Origin of the sequence: Bacillus sp. FSL R7-0166 (assembly GCF_038008935.1) — a bacterium.
In the GTDB taxonomy this organism is placed as follows: Bacteria; Bacillota; Bacilli; order Bacillales; family Bacillaceae; genus Bacillus; species Bacillus altitudinis.
In genome coordinates this window covers 1,947,221-1,963,168 of the sequence record NZ_JBBPAC010000001.1, presented here as the reverse complement: position 1 = coordinate 1,963,168, position 15,948 = coordinate 1,947,221, and the positions used below count along the sequence as shown (strand labels likewise).

General features: G+C 40.9%; 18 protein-coding genes. 16 read left to right on the top strand and 2 right to left on the bottom strand.

The annotated features are described in order from the left end of the window. The first annotated feature begins 37 nt into the window (after positions 1–37). The 12 genes from NST01_RS09960 to NST01_RS09905 all read left to right on the top strand — a co-directional run bounded on the left by NST01_RS09960 (position 38) and on the right by NST01_RS09905 (position 10,906). The gene (locus NST01_RS09960; RefSeq protein WP_065460588.1) at positions 38–1,720 is read left to right on the top strand and encodes a formate--tetrahydrofolate ligase; all 1,683 of its coding nucleotides are present in this window, start codon (positions 38–40) and stop codon (positions 1,718–1,720) included. Between the two features lie 74 nt (positions 1,721–1,794). Then, positions 1,795–2,277 (top strand): glutathione peroxidase, encoded by a 483-nt coding sequence (locus NST01_RS09955; protein WP_035703303.1) that lies wholly within the window; start codon positions 1,795–1,797, stop codon positions 2,275–2,277. 2 nt (positions 2,278–2,279) lie between these two features. Next, the gene (locus tag NST01_RS09950; RefSeq protein ID WP_272753720.1) at positions 2,280–2,903 is read left to right on the top strand and encodes an HD domain-containing protein; all 624 of its coding nucleotides are present in this window, start codon (positions 2,280–2,282) and stop codon (positions 2,901–2,903) included. 30 nt (positions 2,904–2,933) lie between these two features. Continuing rightward, the gene (locus tag NST01_RS09945) at positions 2,934–4,073 is read left to right on the top strand and encodes a conserved virulence factor C family protein (RefSeq protein WP_272753719.1); all 1,140 of its coding nucleotides are present in this window, start codon (positions 2,934–2,936) and stop codon (positions 4,071–4,073) included. A 310-nt stretch (positions 4,074–4,383) separates the two neighbouring features. Continuing rightward, the gene (gene ilvD / locus NST01_RS09940; RefSeq protein WP_007500822.1) at positions 4,384–6,060 is read left to right on the top strand and encodes a dihydroxy-acid dehydratase; all 1,677 of its coding nucleotides are present in this window, start codon (positions 4,384–4,386) and stop codon (positions 6,058–6,060) included. A gap of 81 nt (positions 6,061–6,141) precedes the next feature. After that, positions 6,142–6,576, top strand: a complete 435-nt coding sequence (locus NST01_RS09935) for a BrxA/BrxB family bacilliredoxin (protein WP_008346384.1) — start codon at positions 6,142–6,144, stop codon at positions 6,574–6,576. A gap of 65 nt (positions 6,577–6,641) precedes the next feature. Further along, the gene (locus NST01_RS09930; RefSeq protein ID WP_212357232.1) at positions 6,642–7,439 is read left to right on the top strand and encodes a class I SAM-dependent methyltransferase; all 798 of its coding nucleotides are present in this window, start codon (positions 6,642–6,644) and stop codon (positions 7,437–7,439) included. A 266-nt stretch (positions 7,440–7,705) separates the two neighbouring features. Further along, positions 7,706–8,323 (top strand): YpjP family protein, encoded by a 618-nt coding sequence (locus tag NST01_RS09925; RefSeq protein ID WP_007500816.1) that lies wholly within the window; start codon positions 7,706–7,708, stop codon positions 8,321–8,323. An 18-nt stretch (positions 8,324–8,341) separates the two neighbouring features. Beyond that, entirely contained in the window at positions 8,342–8,869 is a 528-nt protein-coding gene (locus tag NST01_RS09920; RefSeq protein ID WP_008346387.1) for a phosphatidylglycerophosphatase A family protein, read from the top strand. Between the two features lie 114 nt (positions 8,870–8,983). Then, the gene (locus tag NST01_RS09915; protein WP_008346390.1) at positions 8,984–9,778 is read left to right on the top strand and encodes a thymidylate synthase; all 795 of its coding nucleotides are present in this window, start codon (positions 8,984–8,986) and stop codon (positions 9,776–9,778) included. After that, entirely contained in the window at positions 9,775–10,263 is a 489-nt protein-coding gene (gene folA / locus NST01_RS09910) for a type 3 dihydrofolate reductase (protein ID WP_017359700.1), read from the top strand. Before NST01_RS09915 ends, folA begins: the two co-directional genes overlap by 4 nt. Before the next feature lie 19 nt (positions 10,264–10,282). Beyond that, positions 10,283–10,906, top strand: coding sequence for a lysophospholipid acyltransferase family protein (locus NST01_RS09905; protein WP_025207513.1), 624 nt, complete (start codon positions 10,283–10,285; stop codon positions 10,904–10,906). A 38-nt stretch (positions 10,907–10,944) separates the two neighbouring features. Here the strand turns inward: NST01_RS09905 and trhA are convergent, their stop codons facing one another. Together trhA and NST01_RS09895 are read right to left on the bottom strand one after the other, a co-directional pair. Beyond that, positions 10,945–11,580, bottom strand: coding sequence for a PAQR family membrane homeostasis protein TrhA (trhA, locus tag NST01_RS09900; protein ID WP_008346394.1), 636 nt, complete (start codon positions 11,578–11,580; stop codon positions 10,945–10,947). 13 nt (positions 11,581–11,593) lie between these two features. Further along, on the bottom strand, positions 11,594–12,562 hold the full coding sequence (locus NST01_RS09895; protein ID WP_181891493.1) for a sigma 54-interacting transcriptional regulator: 969 nt from the start codon (positions 12,560–12,562) through the stop codon (positions 11,594–11,596). 180 nt (positions 12,563–12,742) lie between these two features. On the opposite strand from NST01_RS09895, the gene ilvA reads away from it, so the two are divergent. The 4 genes from ilvA (at position 12,743) to NST01_RS09875 (ending at position 15,942) form a co-directional block, all read left to right on the top strand. Continuing rightward, positions 12,743–14,011, top strand: a complete 1,269-nt coding sequence (gene ilvA / locus NST01_RS09890; protein WP_341041886.1) for a threonine ammonia-lyase IlvA — start codon at positions 12,743–12,745, stop codon at positions 14,009–14,011. A 36-nt stretch (positions 14,012–14,047) separates the two neighbouring features. Continuing rightward, positions 14,048–14,299 carry a YpmP family protein gene (locus NST01_RS09885; RefSeq protein WP_008346400.1) on the top strand — a complete coding sequence of 84 codons (252 nt, stop codon included), beginning with the start codon at positions 14,048–14,050 and terminating at the stop codon, positions 14,297–14,299. Positions 14,300–14,486: 187 nt separating this feature from the next. Beyond that, the gene (locus tag NST01_RS09880; protein WP_017359697.1) at positions 14,487–15,329 is read left to right on the top strand and encodes a DegV family protein; all 843 of its coding nucleotides are present in this window, start codon (positions 14,487–14,489) and stop codon (positions 15,327–15,329) included. A 22-nt stretch (positions 15,330–15,351) separates the two neighbouring features. Next, positions 15,352–15,942, top strand: coding sequence for a cytochrome c oxidase assembly protein (locus NST01_RS09875; protein ID WP_007500791.1), 591 nt, complete (start codon positions 15,352–15,354; stop codon positions 15,940–15,942). The last annotated feature ends 6 nt before the right edge of the window (positions 15,943–15,948 follow it).

The following is a 15,948-nucleotide window of genomic DNA, read 5'->3' as shown; positions in this document are numbered from 1 at the left end:
AGAAAGCTGTTTCTGTCAAAAAAGGAGGCCATTATTCATGATCACAAAGCATTTATCAGATATTGACATTGCCCAAAAGGCAAAGCTGAGACCGATTCAAGACATCGCAGCAAAATTACAAATACATGACGAAGAATTAGAATGCTATGGTTTCACAAAAGCGAAAATATCTTTGACTATTTTTGACCGTTTAAAGGAACAAAAAGAAGGAAGTGTGATTCTTGTGACTTCGATCAACCCAACGCCAGCAGGTGAGGGGAAGTCCACCGTAACAGTTGGCCTCGGTCAAGCCTTCGAGAAAATTGGGAAAAAAGCGATCATTGCCATGCGTGAACCTTCACTAGGTCCCACAATGGGTATTAAAGGCGGTGCAGCTGGCGGCGGATATTCACAGGTGTTGCCTATGGAAGAAATTAATCTTCATTTCACAGGGGATTTTCATGCGATTACATCTGCACATAACGCTTTATCTGCTTTTATTGATAATCATATCCATCACGGAAATGAGCTTGGAATCGACGCACGCCGAATTGTATGGAAACGAGTGTTAGATTTAAACGATCGTGCTCTAAGACAAGTGGTCGTAGGACTTGGCGGTCAATTAAATGGGTACCCTAGAGAAGATGGATTTGATATTACGGTTGCATCCGAAATGATGGCCATCCTCTGTTTAGCAGACGACTTAAACGATCTGAAAAAACGTCTTTCTTCTATTGTTGTTGCCTACAATCAAGAAGGTGAACCGGTCACAGTTGGAAATCTAGGATATGAAGGCGTATTAACCTTGCTTTTAAAAGATGCGCTGAAACCAAACCTTGTTCAAACGATTGAAGGAACTCCAGCCCTTGTTCATGGTGGTCCTTTTGCCAATATTGCACATGGATGCAATAGTTTAATTGCCACAAAAATGGCGGCAAAACTAGCAGATTACGTCGTAACAGAAGCGGGATTTGGTGCAGACCTCGGCGCGGAAAAATTTCTTCACATCAAAACAAGAGCCGGTGATTTTAAACCAGGCGCTGTTGTCATTGTAGCAACTGTCAGGGCGCTTAAAATGCATGGCGGAATGCAGAAAACAGAGCTCAAGGAAGCAAATGCACAGGCTGTATTAGAAGGTATACATAATTTAGAGAAGCATATTGAAACAGTGCAAGCCTTCGGTCTACCATATATCGTTGCAGTGAACCGTTTTATTACCGATACAAAAGAAGAAATTCAAGCAATAGAAAACTGGTGCGAAACGAATGGACATCCAGTCAAAGCCGTCAATGTATGGGAAGAAGGGGGAGCTGGTGGCGTAGCACTTGCCGAAGAGCTCACGACACTCATTGAAAAGAATGAAAACAGCTTTTCTTATTTATATGAGGAGCAAGATTCCATTGAAGAAAAGTTGTTAAAAGTCGCCAAAGTGGTTTATGGTGCAGATGACGTCAACCTTACATCAAAAGCAAGAAAGCAACTAGCTGCAATTGAGAAAAATGGCTGGGCCCATTTGCCGGTTTGTATGGCAAAAACGCAATATTCACTATCGGATGATCCGGCTTTAATCGGCAGACCAAAAGGCTTTACCGTTACGATTCGAGAGTTAAAACCATCTGTAGGAGCAGGTTTTATCGTTGCACTAACAGGAAGCATTCTGACCATGCCAGGTCTCCCTAAAAAACCTGCGGCACTTGAGATGGATTTATTAGAAGACGGCAGTGTGACTGGACTCTTTTAGCAGAAAGCATAAAAAGCGATTTTCTAAAAGAAGCATGTTACGATAGGAAAAAGTGAATCCTAGGAGGCTATGAGATGTCAATTTATGATATTCAGGTCAAGACCATTAACGGTCAGGAAAAATCAATGGCAGATTACAAAGGGAAAGTACTGATCATCGTGAACACAGCGAGCAAATGTGGACTGACCCCTCAATTTAAACAATTACAAGAGTTATACGATCAATATCATGAAAAGGGCCTTGAAATTTTAGGATTTCCGTGCAATCAATTTATGAATCAAGAGCCAGAAGGGGAAGAAGCAATTCAAGAATTCTGTTCGTTAAACTATGGTGTGACCTTCCCGATGTTTGCAAAAGTAGATGTCAATGGTGACAATGCGCATCCGCTTTTCAAATACTTAACGAGTCAAGCGAAAGGTGTGCTTGGTACAAAAACGGTGAAATGGAATTTCACAAAATTTATCGTTGACCAAAACGGAGAAGTGACTGAACGATTCTCTCCTAAAACACCACCAAAAGAATTAGAAAGCTCCATTATCGCTCTTTTGGAGAAATAAGCATGTATTCGAACAAGCAACAAGAACAATTGGAGGCAGCTGCCTCCTTTGTCTCAAAACAGCTAAAGAATGAACCGACTGGACACGATGAAGCTCATATCAATCGTGTGCGCCAGCTTGCCGTCCATATTGCACAACAGGAGGGCGGGTCGCTTTTTGTCATTGAAATGGCAGCGATTGTCCATGATGTCATTGATGACAAGCTGTCTAGTGAATGGAAGCTTTCACCGCATGATCTCAAGCAGCAGCTCCTTTTGTGGGAAGTGGACACGCGAGATATTCGCTATATCATGGATATCATTACAACGATGTCTTTTCGTCACCGGCATATGAAGCATAAGCCAGTGACATTAGAAGGGGCCATTGTTCAAGATGCAGATCGGCTAGATGCGATAGGTGCAACTGGGATTGCAAGGGTGTTTACATATGCCGGTGCAAAAGGGGAGCCTCACTATACAGAGGGTGCTCACCAAGGCACAGTACTTTTGCATATGCAAGAAAAGCTGCTCCAATTAAAAAACTTGATGAACACACGTGCTGGAAAGCAGCTGGCTCATGAGCGGCATGAGTTTATGTGTCTATTTATTAAGACATGGAAAGAAGAATGCGGCCTTACAGATGAGTAGGGTCTTTATGTGTGTAAGGAGGATGTATAGATGAAAATAACTGCCATAGAACCAACGCCAAGCCCAAATACAATGAAAGTCATTTTGACAGAAGCGCTTGCAGGCGGTAAAAGCAATAACTACAAAAAAGATCAAAAAGACGAAGCGCCAGAGATGATTAAGCGCATTTTAACCATTGAAGGTGTAAAAGGTGTTTACCATGTAGCTGATTTCTTAGCGGTTGAGCGCAATGCGAAATTTGACTGGCAAGGTATTTTACAGCAAGTCAGAGAAGCCTTTGGACAAGAAACAGAAGGTCTTCAGGGAGAATCGCAGTCAGGTGATGACACATTTGGAGAAGTCAAAGTGCATGTTCAAATGTTTAATGGGATTCCGATGCAGGTGAAGCTGACAGACGGTGAAAGAGAAGAACGATTTGGAATGCCTGAACGTTTCCAGGCAGCGATTTTAAAGCTAAGAAGCAGTTCAGATAATGTTGTATTTGAACGTGTGTGGAAAGAACATGGCGTACGTTTTGGAGAATTTGCTGATATCGGTCAAGAAGTCACAGAAGAGCTGCAAGCTGCATATGACGACGAGCGTTTATCCCGTTTAACAGAGGCAGTGAAGGAAGGTCAAGAGGCTGTAGATAAACAAGTGAACCGAAAAGCATATGATGTGACAGAAGAGATGCTGCGTGATGAAGATTGGAAGAAACGTTTTGCTCATTTAGAGCAAATGCAGCCAGAGAAAAAAGATATACCTGTTTTAATGAAAGCGATGGAGGATCCAAAAACATCGATTCGCAGACAAGCTGTTGTGAATGCTGGCATGATTGAAGATCCAGACATTTTGCCTATTTTGTATAAAGGGCTTGAAGATAAAACAGTGACAGTTAGAAGAACTGCTGGAGATTGTATTTCAGATCTTGGTGATTCTAGTGCGATTGAAGCGATGATTCAAGCCTTAAAGGACCCAAGTAAGCTTGTCCGCTGGCGTGCGGCCATGTTCCTTTATGAAGAAGGTGACGAAACAGCACTAGAAGCTTTAAAAGAAGCGGAGCAGGACCCTGAATTTGAAGTCAGTCTTCAAGTGAAAATGGCCATCGAACGAATTGAGCACGGAGAAGAAGCAAAAGGCTCTGTGTGGAAGCAAATGACAGAAAGTAGAAAAAATGCATCAGAATCATAAGAACGACGAGCAGGCTGCCAATAAAAGGCAGCTTGTTTTCTGAAAAGGGCTTTTTTATTGGCAGAAAAATTTTTTTAGAAAAATTATTTTGAATATTGTTGAAATATGAGAAAAAACTCTATATAGTAGTACCAATATAGAATATTGGAGGTCAGATTTTATGACACAATCCTTGCTGAGCACTTGCTTCAGCAGAGAAATCAGTCACTATCTATTATAGATGGCTAAATAAACAGAAAATTTGTAAAATAAAATGAACTCAAAAACATACAGTCAACAAGACTAGTAGTATAGGAGGCTTTTTAAACAGATGGCAGAACTTCGCAGTAATATGATTAAACAAGGAATTGACAGAGCACCTCACCGAAGCTTACTAAGAGCAGCTGGGGTAAAAGATGAGGATTTTGGCAAACCGTTTATTGCCGTATGTAATTCCTATATTGATATTGTCCCAGGGCATGTCCATCTTCAGGAATTCGGAAAAATTGTGAAAGAAGCCATTCGTGAAGCTGGCGGTGTTCCATTTGAATTCAATACAATTGGGGTAGATGATGGTATTGCGATGGGGCATATTGGGATGAGATATTCATTGCCAAGCCGTGAAATCATAGCTGATTCAGTAGAGACCGTGGTGTCTGCACACTGGTTTGATGGCATGGTTTGTATTCCTAACTGTGATAAAATCACGCCAGGTATGATGATGGCTGCCATGCGTGTGAATATCCCAACTGTATTTGTCAGTGGTGGACCGATGGAAGCTGGTAGAACAAGTGATGGCAGAAAAATTTCTCTTTCTTCTGTCTTTGAAGGCGTAGGCGCATACCAATCAGGGAAAATCAATGAAGAGGAGTTAAACGAATTAGAGCAATTTGGCTGTCCAACATGCGGATCTTGCTCTGGTATGTTTACAGCAAACTCAATGAACTGTCTAGCAGAGGCGCTTGGGATTGCTCTTCCTGGAAATGGAACCATTTTGGCGACTTCACCAGAACGAAGAGAATTTGCGAAGAAGTCAGCAAAACAATTGATGGAGCTAATCAAAAAAGACATTAAACCACGTGATATTGTCACGGAAAAAGCGATTGATAACGCATTTGCTTTAGATATGGCACTTGGTGGTTCAACCAATACAGTTCTTCATACATTGGCGATTGCAAATGAAGCAGGCGTTGAATATTCACTTGAGCGTATCAATGAAGTCGCAGAACGAGTGCCGCATTTATCTAAACTTGCTCCAGCTTCAGATGTATATATTGAAGATTTACATGAAGCTGGCGGAGTGACCGCTGCACTAAATGAATTGTCCAAAAAAGAGGGGGCTCTTCATTTAGATACCATGACCGTCACAGCGAAAACGTTAGGCGAGAACATTGCAGGTCATGAGGTAAAAGATTATAACGTCATTTATCCAATTGACAAGCCATTTACTGAAAAGGGCGGCTTAGCCGTTTTATTTGGAAACCTTGCGCCAGATGGAGCAATCATTAAAACAGGCGGTGTACAAGACGGCATCACACGTCATGAAGGACCTGCGATCGTATTTGAATCCCAAGAGGAAGCACTTGAAGGAATCATTAATCGAAAAGTAGAAGCAGGACATGTTGTCATTATTCGTTATGAAGGACCTAAAGGCGGTCCAGGTATGCCTGAAATGCTAGCACCAACTTCACAAATTGTTGGAATGGGACTTGGTCCAAAGGTTGCTTTAATTACAGACGGACGATTCTCCGGTGCTTCTCGCGGATTGTCTATTGGACACGTCTCTCCAGAGGCAGCAGAAGGCGGCCCGCTTGCCTTTGTTGAAAATGGTGATCATGTCGTTGTTGATATCGAAAAACGCATTTTAAGCGTAGATGTCCCGGAAGAAGAATGGGAAAAAAGAAAAGCAAACTGGAAAGGCTTTGAGCCAAAAGTAAAAACAGGTTACCTTGCCAGATACTCAAAACTTGTGACATCAGCCAATACAGGCGGAATCATGAAAATTTAATGTGAAATTGATCATTTGAAAATTGGCTCTCTCTATAGTATCCTTTATTCACAACATAAGGATTATAGAGGGGGCTTTTTTATGTCAATGGCATATGAAGAATATATGCGTCAGCTCGTCGTACCAATGCGCCAAGAACTGACAAGTGCAGGGTTTCAAGAATTGACGACTGAAGAAGAAGTAGAAAAAACGATGCAGGAAGCAGAAGGAACAACATTTGTTGTCGTCAATTCCGTATGCGGATGTGCTGCCGGTTTAGCACGCCCTGCTGCTACTCAAGCTGTCATGAAAGCAGAAAAAGCACCAGATCGAATGGTGACGGTCTTTGCTGGTCAGGACCGGGAAGCAACGGCTAAAATGAGAGAATACTTCACAGGTGAGGAGCCATCTTCTCCATCTATGGCACTTTTAAAAGGAAATGAACTCGTTCATTTTATCCCGCGTGACGAAATTGAAGGTCATGAAATGGAAGATATTATGAAGAACGTCTTATCTGCATTTGAAAAACATTGCTAATACAAATGTTGAAATGTCCTGTGATCCATCAGGGCATTTTTTCTTGATTATGATGGAGGAACGTCATGCTCATTACAACAAGCTTTAGAGCAAATGAACAAACAATTGAAACGGCAAAGGCCCTTGCAAAGGACTTGCATGGTGAGTATATCGAGCGGCGCAAACAATCTGTCAAACAGCTTGCGATCAAGCGGGGGGATGTACTGGTTGTTGGGAAAGAACGATTTGAATGGTATCAGCCAAATGGTGAAAAGTTCTTTTTCCATCCAAGCTCAGCGATGTTTAGGGTGAAGCGGGTTCTGCGAGGGGAAAAAGATCCATTAATAGAAGCAGCACAATTAAAGCCGGGCGATTCCTTTTTAGATTGTACGCTTGGCTTAGGATCTGATGCGATTACCGCAAGCTGCGCTACAGGAGCCAATGGAAAAGTGTCCGGTATTGAAAAAAATCCAATGACGGCATTGCTTGTTCGAGAAGGACTCAGCACATGGGAAACGGGTGTGAAAGAGGCAGACGAAGCGATGAAACGGATATCTGTCATCAGCGGGGATAGTATTGAGCAGTTAAAGAAGCTCCCTGATCGATCCTATGATATCGTCTATTTTGATCCAATGTTTGAAGAAACCATACAAGAGTCTGCTAGTATGATGCCGCTTCGTCATGCAGCTGAGCATCATTTTGACCATGAAACCGCTGTGAAAGAAGCAATGAGAGTGGCTAGAAAAAGAGTGGTTTTAAAAGATCATTGGAAAAGCACACGATTTACCACTGATTCCTATCAATTTCAGGTGATGAAACGTAAAACCGCCCATTTCCATTACGGATATATCTCAATAGAAGAAGACAAATCAACAAAACTTTAATCACTCTTAACAATTAAAAAAGCCCTATTTCAGGGCTTTTAATCGGTGATCTCCATATAGACAAAATAAAATAACGTCAGCAAGGAAGCTGTGATGAAAAACCCTTCAATCATATCCATTCCTCCCAAATTTTAGTCGTCGTTACTGTCATTGTAAACGTTTTATCATGAAAAAGAAAGTCTCAACTCAATGACCAAATTGAATGACTGAAAATTCATTATATGCTAGAATAGCAGTATGATAACTTATGGAAGGAATTAGATATCATGAAAATGTGGATGAGAAAAACGCTTGTTGCACTCTTTACGATTGCGACTTTTGGTTTAATCTCTCCTCCATCGGCTTTGATGACAGACAAGCCATCTGAACTTTCTTCATCTGATAAAGCACCTTATACAGCAGTTTATGATACATCAGATGATACGCGCAGCTGGGAATTATCGCAAGAAGACAACAAAGAGCGGGTAGACCCCTTTGAGCAATATAAGCAAGAGGTTCTATCAAGTGCAGAAAACCAATCCTTTCTCAAATTTGGTCGTAAAATCACACCTGTCATTGAGGACGAGTATAGAGAAGAGATTCAACCAAAAATTGAACAAGTGTTAACCGACTTTTTAACAAATTTCAAAGATGACGAAAAATTTCAAGATGTTGTTTTAACTGATCAACCTTCAAGCGGAAATGGGGAAAAAATCTTCCACATTTATAATAGAAAGACTGGAGAAGATTTGCTTCGTTTTCATGTCAGGAGAGATCAGCCGCCTCACAGCGGATATTGGTTTAATTTTCACTACCATACAGCAGAAGATGGATTCCAGACGCATCATGAACTCGGTAATATTTACTGGGATAAAAACACCCCGCCGAGCTGGATGAGCCACTAGAAGGAGATGTCATGCCAATTGAAAAAGTATACAATGAACGAAATGGTTCGCATTACAAAACAGATGTTAAACGAGCGTGGAGTGAAAATAGAAGATATTGCACACATTGTGCTGAAACTCCAAGAGAAATACAACCCAAATCTTCCACTTAGTGTCTGCATTGAAAATGTTGAAAAAGTGCTGAATAAAAGGGAAATTGTCCACGCAGTTTTGACAGGACTTGCGCTTGATCAGCTGGCAGAAAAAAAGCTTTTGCCAGAACCTTTGCAGCATTTAGTTGAAACAGATGAACCGCTATATGGAATTGATGAGATTATTCCGCTTTCCATTGTCAATGTATATGGATCAATCGGTTTGACCAACTTCGGTTATCTAGACAAAGAGAAATTTGGTATTATTAGAGAATTAGATGAAGGTCGTCCTGGTGAAGTACACACCTTCCTTGATGACCTTGTCGCTGCGCTTGCCGCCGCCGCCGCAAGTCGCATAGCTCACTCTCACCAAGATATTAAGGACGAAGAGCAGGATCGAGTGAATCAAGCATAAAAAAGAAAAACATGTCTGCTCATCTTGCAGACATGTTTTTTTGGTTTCAATTGGTTTCAACAAAAGCAGAAATAAGGTAAACTACAACAAGAACATAAATAAAGGATGAAAAAAATGAAACAATACAAAGAGTTATGCCGTCATGTATTACAGCACGGGGATGAAAAAGGTGACAGAACAGGAACAGGCACTATCAGCACGTTCGGTTACCAAATGAGATTTGATTTACAGGAAGGGTTTCCTTTATTAACAACAAAGAAATTACACCTGAAATCAATCATTCATGAGTTACTGTGGTTTTTAAAAGGTGATACAAATGTCAAATATCTTCAAGAAAATGGTGTCCGTATTTGGAATGAATGGGCAGATGAAAATGGAGAGCTAGGGCGTGTGTATGGTGCGCAGTGGAGATCATGGGCGAGCGGAGACGGAGAGACAGTAGATCAGATCAGCAGACTGATCCATGATATTGAGAATCATCCTAATTCGAGAAGATTGATTGTCAGTGCGTGGAATCCAGGAGAGATTGATCAGATGGCGCTGCCTCCTTGTCATTGCTTGTTTCAATTTTACGTATCAAACGGTAAATTATCGTGCCAGCTCTATCAACGTTCGGCAGATATCTTTTTAGGTGTGCCTTTTAATATTGCTTCGTATGCACTACTAACGATGATGATTGCCAAAGTGACAAACCTTGAGCCAGGAGAGTTTATTCATACGCTAGGAGATGCTCATATTTATCAAAATCATCTTCCGCAGGTCAAAATGCAGTTAGAGCGTGAGGAGCGCACACTTCCGCAGCTTCGCATCACTAGAGATGTCAAAAGTATTTTTGATTTTACGTTTGATGATTTTGTGCTTGAGAACTATGATCCACATCCGCATATTAAAGGAGAAGTCAGTGTATGATTTCCATGATAGTGGCGACAGGAAAAGACAGAGTCATTGGCAAAGATAATCAAATGCCTTGGCATTTACCCGCTGATTTAGCGTATTTTAAAAAAGTCACAAGTGGTCATACCATTGTCATGGGTAGAAAAACGTTTGAATCAATTGGACGAGCACTGCCTAACCGCCGGAATATCGTGTTGACCACAAGTTCTTCTTTTCAAGCTGAAGGATGCGAGGTAGTCCATTCAATCGATGATATTTTAACCATTGCGAAGACCGAGGAAGAATTATTGATCATTGGCGGGTCTAAGCTGTATGAGGAAATGATGCCATACGCAGATCGTCTATATATCACGCACATTCATCATTCATTTGAAGGCGACCGTTTCTTCCCTTATTACGATGAAGATCATTGGACGGTTGTATCACGTGAAAAAGGCCATCGTGACGAAAAAAACCCCTACAATTATGAATTTGTCGTCTATGACAGAAAAGAAGGATAAGTGAGTAGGAGGAGTACGGTTGTTTCGTTATTGGTTTTTAACGATTTATGTTGTTGTATCCTTTTTTAAAAGTATAAGGCATTTGTATGATCATGAATTAACGGATCCACGCATTTCCTATACGAAACGAATGCATCTCATCCATGAGCATGCAAAAAGGTTTGCCAGAGGGTGTATTGATCAATCAGGATCGGTCATGACCATTCATCAGCAAAAAAAGCTGCCAAATGGCCCTGTTATTTATGTCACAGAAGCACATCATCCAGTGACGACGACATTGCTGATTGGTCACTTAGAGAAGCCATTTGCTTTTATGGCAAAACCGCATCTGTTTCGCTATCCCATCTTAAAACAATGGTTGAAGAAGATGGCGGTGATCAAGCAGAATCAATCTGATGAGGCGTTATTAGAAGAAGCAAGAGAAAGAGTTCTATCTGGCCAGAGTCTGTTGCTTTCTGAACAGTATCGTGTCATGGCAGAAACGCTTGCTGAAGAGTGTAACTGCCCACTTGTTCCGGTTGAAACAAGCGGCACAGACCGTCTTTTAACAGGGAAGATCGTCAAAAGACTTCGTCCAGTTAATGTCGATATCCATATAAAAGCACCGGTCAAGATGAGTGATTACGCACAAAAGCGTGCATAGAAAAAACCAGCATCCGAATGTGGATGCTGGTTTTTTAATCATGCTGGGATGTTGACGCAATAAAATAGAATGCAGAAGAACATGGATGCACTTCCACCGAGAACAAAGCTGTGCCAAATCGCATGATGATAGGGAATTTTCCGCCAAATATAAAAGATCGTTCCGACTGAATACAAAATACCGCCTAATAGTAAGAGGCTGAATCCAGCTCCTGTTAATTGAATGTACAGAGGTTTAATTGCGATGATAATCATCCAGCCCATTAATAAATAAACAAGGGTGGATACAATGATAAACCGTTTGACGAAAAAGATCTTAAAGACGATACCGCCTGCAGCGAGCGCCCATACGATTGCAAGAAGAGTATAGCCAAGTGCGCCTTTTAATGGGCCAAGCAAAAATGGCGTATATGTACCAGCAATCAATACATAAATCGCAGAGTGGTCAAGGATTTCAAATACATCTTTTGTTTTTTTGTGCCGAATGCTATGAAGCAAAGTAGAGCTTAAATAAAGCAGCAGCATCGACGCGCCAAATATCGAAAAGCTAATAATGTCAGTGACAGTGCCGTATTGAACAGCGAATAAAACGAGAAAAACAATGGCGGGAATGGATAAAATGACGCCAATGCCATGTGTAATCGCGTTGGCAATTTCTTCTTTTACAGTAAACAATGGATGTCCTCCTTTATTGAACCGGTATATAACCATCAAGCGACTTCAGAAATGAGAGACCTTCAAGTGTAATCTTCGTTCCAGCTCTGCCTTTCCCTTTTGTCACATAGGCTTTTTTCTCAAGATCATCTAATCGACTCCTGACTTGCTGAGGGGTCAGCGGGATGTCGCCTTGTTTGCTTAACTCAGACAAGATACGTCTGCTGGCTGCTTCTCCTTTTTCATTTAGAGACTTAATGGCTTCGAGTAAGAAAACAAATTCTTGTTTCTCCATAAGCGTGAGCTGGTGTTCTTCTTTTTTTCCTTTACCAGCTGTTTGTTGAGGTAATAATACAAAAGGTGGCAAGTGATGCAAGAAAACTGTTTGCCCTTCGAGAATTGCGGCTGCATAATGAACGATATTTTTGAGCTCCTGGACATTCCCTTCAAACGAATATTGCTGTAAGACTTCCCACACACTTGAGTCGATGTCAGGCGTCATGTTCAGTTCCTGAAAGAAAGAAGCGGTTAAAATAGGAATATCTGTTTTTCGATCTTCTAAGGGCGGGAGAGGGATATGAAGCACATTGAGCCGATAAAACAGCTCAGGTAAAAAACTGGACGAAACGCTCATCGCCTCTAATGATAAAGACGAAGAAGCAATGATTTTTGTTGCAGGAGAAACTTCGAGAAAACGAATGACCTGATGCTGCATAGGAATACTAAGTGCGCTGACTTCGTCTAAATAAATCAAATGATTTGCCGCATGAGTAAATGCTTCCTGCAAAGTCTCTTCATCTACAATGGGGCAGTAGATATGTTTCATCGAAGCCTGCGCAGCAAATGAATGGGCCATTTCTTGTGCAAAGCGTGATTTGCCTGTTCCAATTTCTCCTGTGATCAACACAGGCTGATCGTTTTTCGTGAATTGTTTTGCCAAATGAATGGCGTGTTTTATATCTTGGTGTTCTCCATATATATTAGCAAACGGATGTGTGGTCATCGAGCGATTCCTTTCTTTTGGTTCTAATTGGTTTTATTATAACACCCAATTAGAACAAATGTATAGAAAAACGAAAAAGTTCATGAAATTTATCTCCGATCCATGATCTATTGGTTTATTTTTTGAATATTCATGTTATAATGACAAATTAAATAAGGTTAAAGAGAAAGGATCTTGTACATGAAACCGTTGCTCAAAGAAAACATGCTAATTCAAGTGAAAGACATCTTAAAAGCCCATCAAAATTTGAAGGATGTAGTGATTCATACACCACTTCAAAAAAATGAGCGACTTTCTGAACGATATGAATGTAATGTCTACTTAAAAAGAGAGGACCTGCAAGTTGTTCGTTCTTTTAAATTAAGAGGCGCTTTTAATAAAATGAGCCAGTTGCCAAAAGAAAAACTAGAAAACGGCATTGTTTGTGCCAGTGCAGGAAATCACGCACAAGGCGTTGCCTATTCTTGCAAATATTTAGGTATCCACGGGAAAATCTTTATGCCTGCTACCACACCAAGGCAAAAAGTATCTCAAGTGGAGCTTTTCGGAAAAGAATATGTTGACATTATCTTAACCGGAGATACCTTTGATGATTCGTATCATGAAGCAGTCAAATGCGGAGATAAGGAAAAGCGGGAATTTATCCATCCATTTGATGATTTAGATGTCATGGCAGGACAAGGAACAACTGCTGTAGAAATATTAAATGATATCGAAGTGGAGCCTCACTTTTTATTTGCAAGTGTTGGGGGCGGAGGTTTGTTATCTGGCGTTGGCACGTATATGAAAAATATCGCACCAGAAACAGAAATTATTGCAGTCGAGCCGCTTGGTGCCGCCTCACTTCATGCTTCCCACGAGAAAGGGGAGGTTGTCACACTTGATTCAATAGATAAGTTTGTAGATGGAGCAGCGGTTCAGCGGATTGGCGAAAAGACGTTTACGTCGCTTCAGTCTGTTGTCGATAAGATTAGTCTTGTACCAGAAGGAAAAGTATGTACAACCATTTTAGAGCTGTATAATCAATGTGCAATTGTAGCTGAGCCAGCGGGTGCGTTACCGATCGCGGCTTTAGATGCACATCGTGAGGAGATTAAAGGGAAAAATGTCGTTTGTATTGTCAGCGGAGGCAATAATGACATTGGCCGAATGCAAGAAATCAAGGAACGCTCCATGATTTATGAAGGACTCCAGCATTATTTCATCGTTAATTTTCCGCAAAGAGCAGGTGCTCTCAGGGAATTTTTGGATGAAGTGTTAGGGCCAAATGATGATATCTCACGCTTTGAATATACGAAAAAAAATAACCGAAGCAAAGGACCTGCGCTTGTTGGGATCGAATTGAAAGAAAGAGATGACTATGCAGCGCTGATTGACCGAATGAATAAAAAAGGCTTCCACTATGTTGAAGTGAATAAAGATCAAGATTTATTCCACCTATTTATTTAGGCTTAACAGATAATTGGAAAAGAGGATTGATCGTTTGTGCTGCTCAAAACAATATGTTTTAGACGGATGGATGGAGCTCAGATCAAGGTAACAGAAGTCCCTGTTTTAAAGGGAGATGAATCCTATGGTTTCATGCTCACCTTTAGACTTGAAGCTTTCTTGAAAAAAGTCTATGTATCTAAGGGAAAGAGGCATGTGTACTCTTTCAGGGAGGATGTGAAACGTAACGTCAAGTGGAGCACATATGAACAGATCTACCAAGAGCCTACACTAAAACACAATGCGTAAATTGGAATCTTTGCCAAAGAGAGTGAGCGGCCATTTTCAAATGGGGGCTACTCATCTTGGCAAGGATTTTTTACATGAAAAGAAGAAAATGTGACAATTTCAAAAACGTTCTGACAGTTGTTTTCAAGTATGCACGAAATAAGGTAATATCATATGTAAAGACTAAGACAGCAAGGATGAGACGATAGTGAAACAAATTAAAATTGTAACAGATTCAACTGTGGACCTTCCGCAAGAAAAAATCAATGATCTTTCCATTCATGTCATTCCGCTCAATATTTCCATTTCTGGGGTTGATTATATTGACCGAGTGAACATACAGCCAGATGAATTTATTGAAAAAATGGAGGCCGCTGAGGAACTGCCGAAAACGTCTCAACCTGCGATCGGTCAATTCGTCGAATTATATGAAAAACTGACGGCAGATGGAAGCGAAGTCATTAGTATCCATTTGACTGGTGGGATGAGTGGTACGGTTCAAACTGCTGAAAGCGCTTCTAAAATGGTAGACGGAAATATCACTGTCATCGATTCGAATTTTATTTCCTATGGTTTAGGGTTTCAAGTCACCAAAGCAGCAGAGCTTGCAAAAAAAGGGGCAAGCCGTGATGACATCCTCAAAGAAATGGACAAAATTCGTCTTAAAACAAAGCTATTTGTCACAATCGATACATTAGAAAATCTCGTGAAAGGTGGACGAATTGGAAGAGGAAAGGCGCTGATCGGTTCACTTCTTCATATTAAACCAATTGCCAGCTTAACAGACGGCATATACACACCAGAAGCGAATGTGAGAAGTTACTCCGCTCTTGTCCGCTATTTGACAAAACAGTATGTACAGGCAGTGAAAGGGAAAACCGTTCAGGCCATTGGGATCGCACATGCAGACGCATTAGAACTTGCAGAAAAGCTTAAAGCAGCACTGCTTGATCACACACCTGATGCACTAGTTGACATCGCTTATACAACACCGATTATTTCCTGTCATACTGGTAAGGGCGCTATAGGCTTTACTTTTTATACCGATTGATTGAAAAGGGGATGTAATGGTCATGTATACAAAAAGGGGAGCCTTATTTGGTGCGCTTACGATCATAAGCGTGCTTCTTTTAGTCTCATGTTCAAATGGACAAATCAAGGATGCGTTAAATTATCAAATCCAGCCGTTTGAGTATCAAAACCAGGATGGTCAAAAGGTGTCGCTCGACGATTTAAAGGGGAAAGTCTGGGTGGCAGATTTTATTTTCACAAGCTGTGAAACGATTTGCCCGCCGATGACGGCACATATGACTGAGCTACAAAAACGGTTAAAAGAAGAAAAATTGGATGCGCACATCATTTCATTTAGCGTCGACCCAGAGGTGGATTCACCGAAAAAGCTAAAGGAATTTGCAAAAGCATATCCATTATCCTTTAAGAATTGGGATTTTCTCACTGGTTACTCGCAGTCAGCGATTGAAAAATTTGCAATGAAAAGCTTTAAGACGATTGTGAAAAAACCTGAAGACGAAGACCAAGTGATACATCAATCTCTGTTTTTCCTCGTTGATCAAGAAGGAAAAGTGATGAAAAACTATGATGGTGTTCAAAATACGCCATATGATGAAATCATCAAGGACATCAAAACACTGAATCGAAGCTAGCATAAG

Coding starts and splice junctions, on each gene's coding strand:
- NST01_RS09960 (WP_065460588.1), top strand. CDS start 38: ATGATCACAAAGCATTTATCAGATATTGACATTGCCCAAAAGGCAAAG.
- NST01_RS09955 (WP_035703303.1), top strand. CDS start 1,795: ATGTCAATTTATGATATTCAGGTCAAGACCATTAACGGTCAGGAAAAA.
- NST01_RS09950 (WP_272753720.1), top strand. CDS start 2,280: ATGTATTCGAACAAGCAACAAGAACAATTGGAGGCAGCTGCCTCCTTT.
- NST01_RS09945 (WP_272753719.1), top strand. CDS start 2,934: ATGAAAATAACTGCCATAGAACCAACGCCAAGCCCAAATACAATGAAA.
- ilvD (WP_007500822.1), top strand. CDS start 4,384: ATGGCAGAACTTCGCAGTAATATGATTAAACAAGGAATTGACAGAGCA.
- NST01_RS09935 (WP_008346384.1), top strand. CDS start 6,142: ATGTCAATGGCATATGAAGAATATATGCGTCAGCTCGTCGTACCAATG.
- NST01_RS09930 (WP_212357232.1), top strand. CDS start 6,642: ATGCTCATTACAACAAGCTTTAGAGCAAATGAACAAACAATTGAAACG.
- NST01_RS09925 (WP_007500816.1), top strand. CDS start 7,706: ATGAAAATGTGGATGAGAAAAACGCTTGTTGCACTCTTTACGATTGCG.
- NST01_RS09915 (WP_008346390.1), top strand. CDS start 8,984: ATGAAACAATACAAAGAGTTATGCCGTCATGTATTACAGCACGGGGAT.
- folA (WP_017359700.1), top strand. CDS start 9,775: ATGATTTCCATGATAGTGGCGACAGGAAAAGACAGAGTCATTGGCAAA.
- NST01_RS09895 (WP_181891493.1), bottom strand. CDS start 12,562: ATGACCACACATCCGTTTGCTAATATATATGGAGAACACCAAGATATA.
- ilvA (WP_341041886.1), top strand. CDS start 12,743: ATGAAACCGTTGCTCAAAGAAAACATGCTAATTCAAGTGAAAGACATC.
- NST01_RS09875 (WP_007500791.1), top strand. CDS start 15,352: ATGTATACAAAAAGGGGAGCCTTATTTGGTGCGCTTACGATCATAAGC.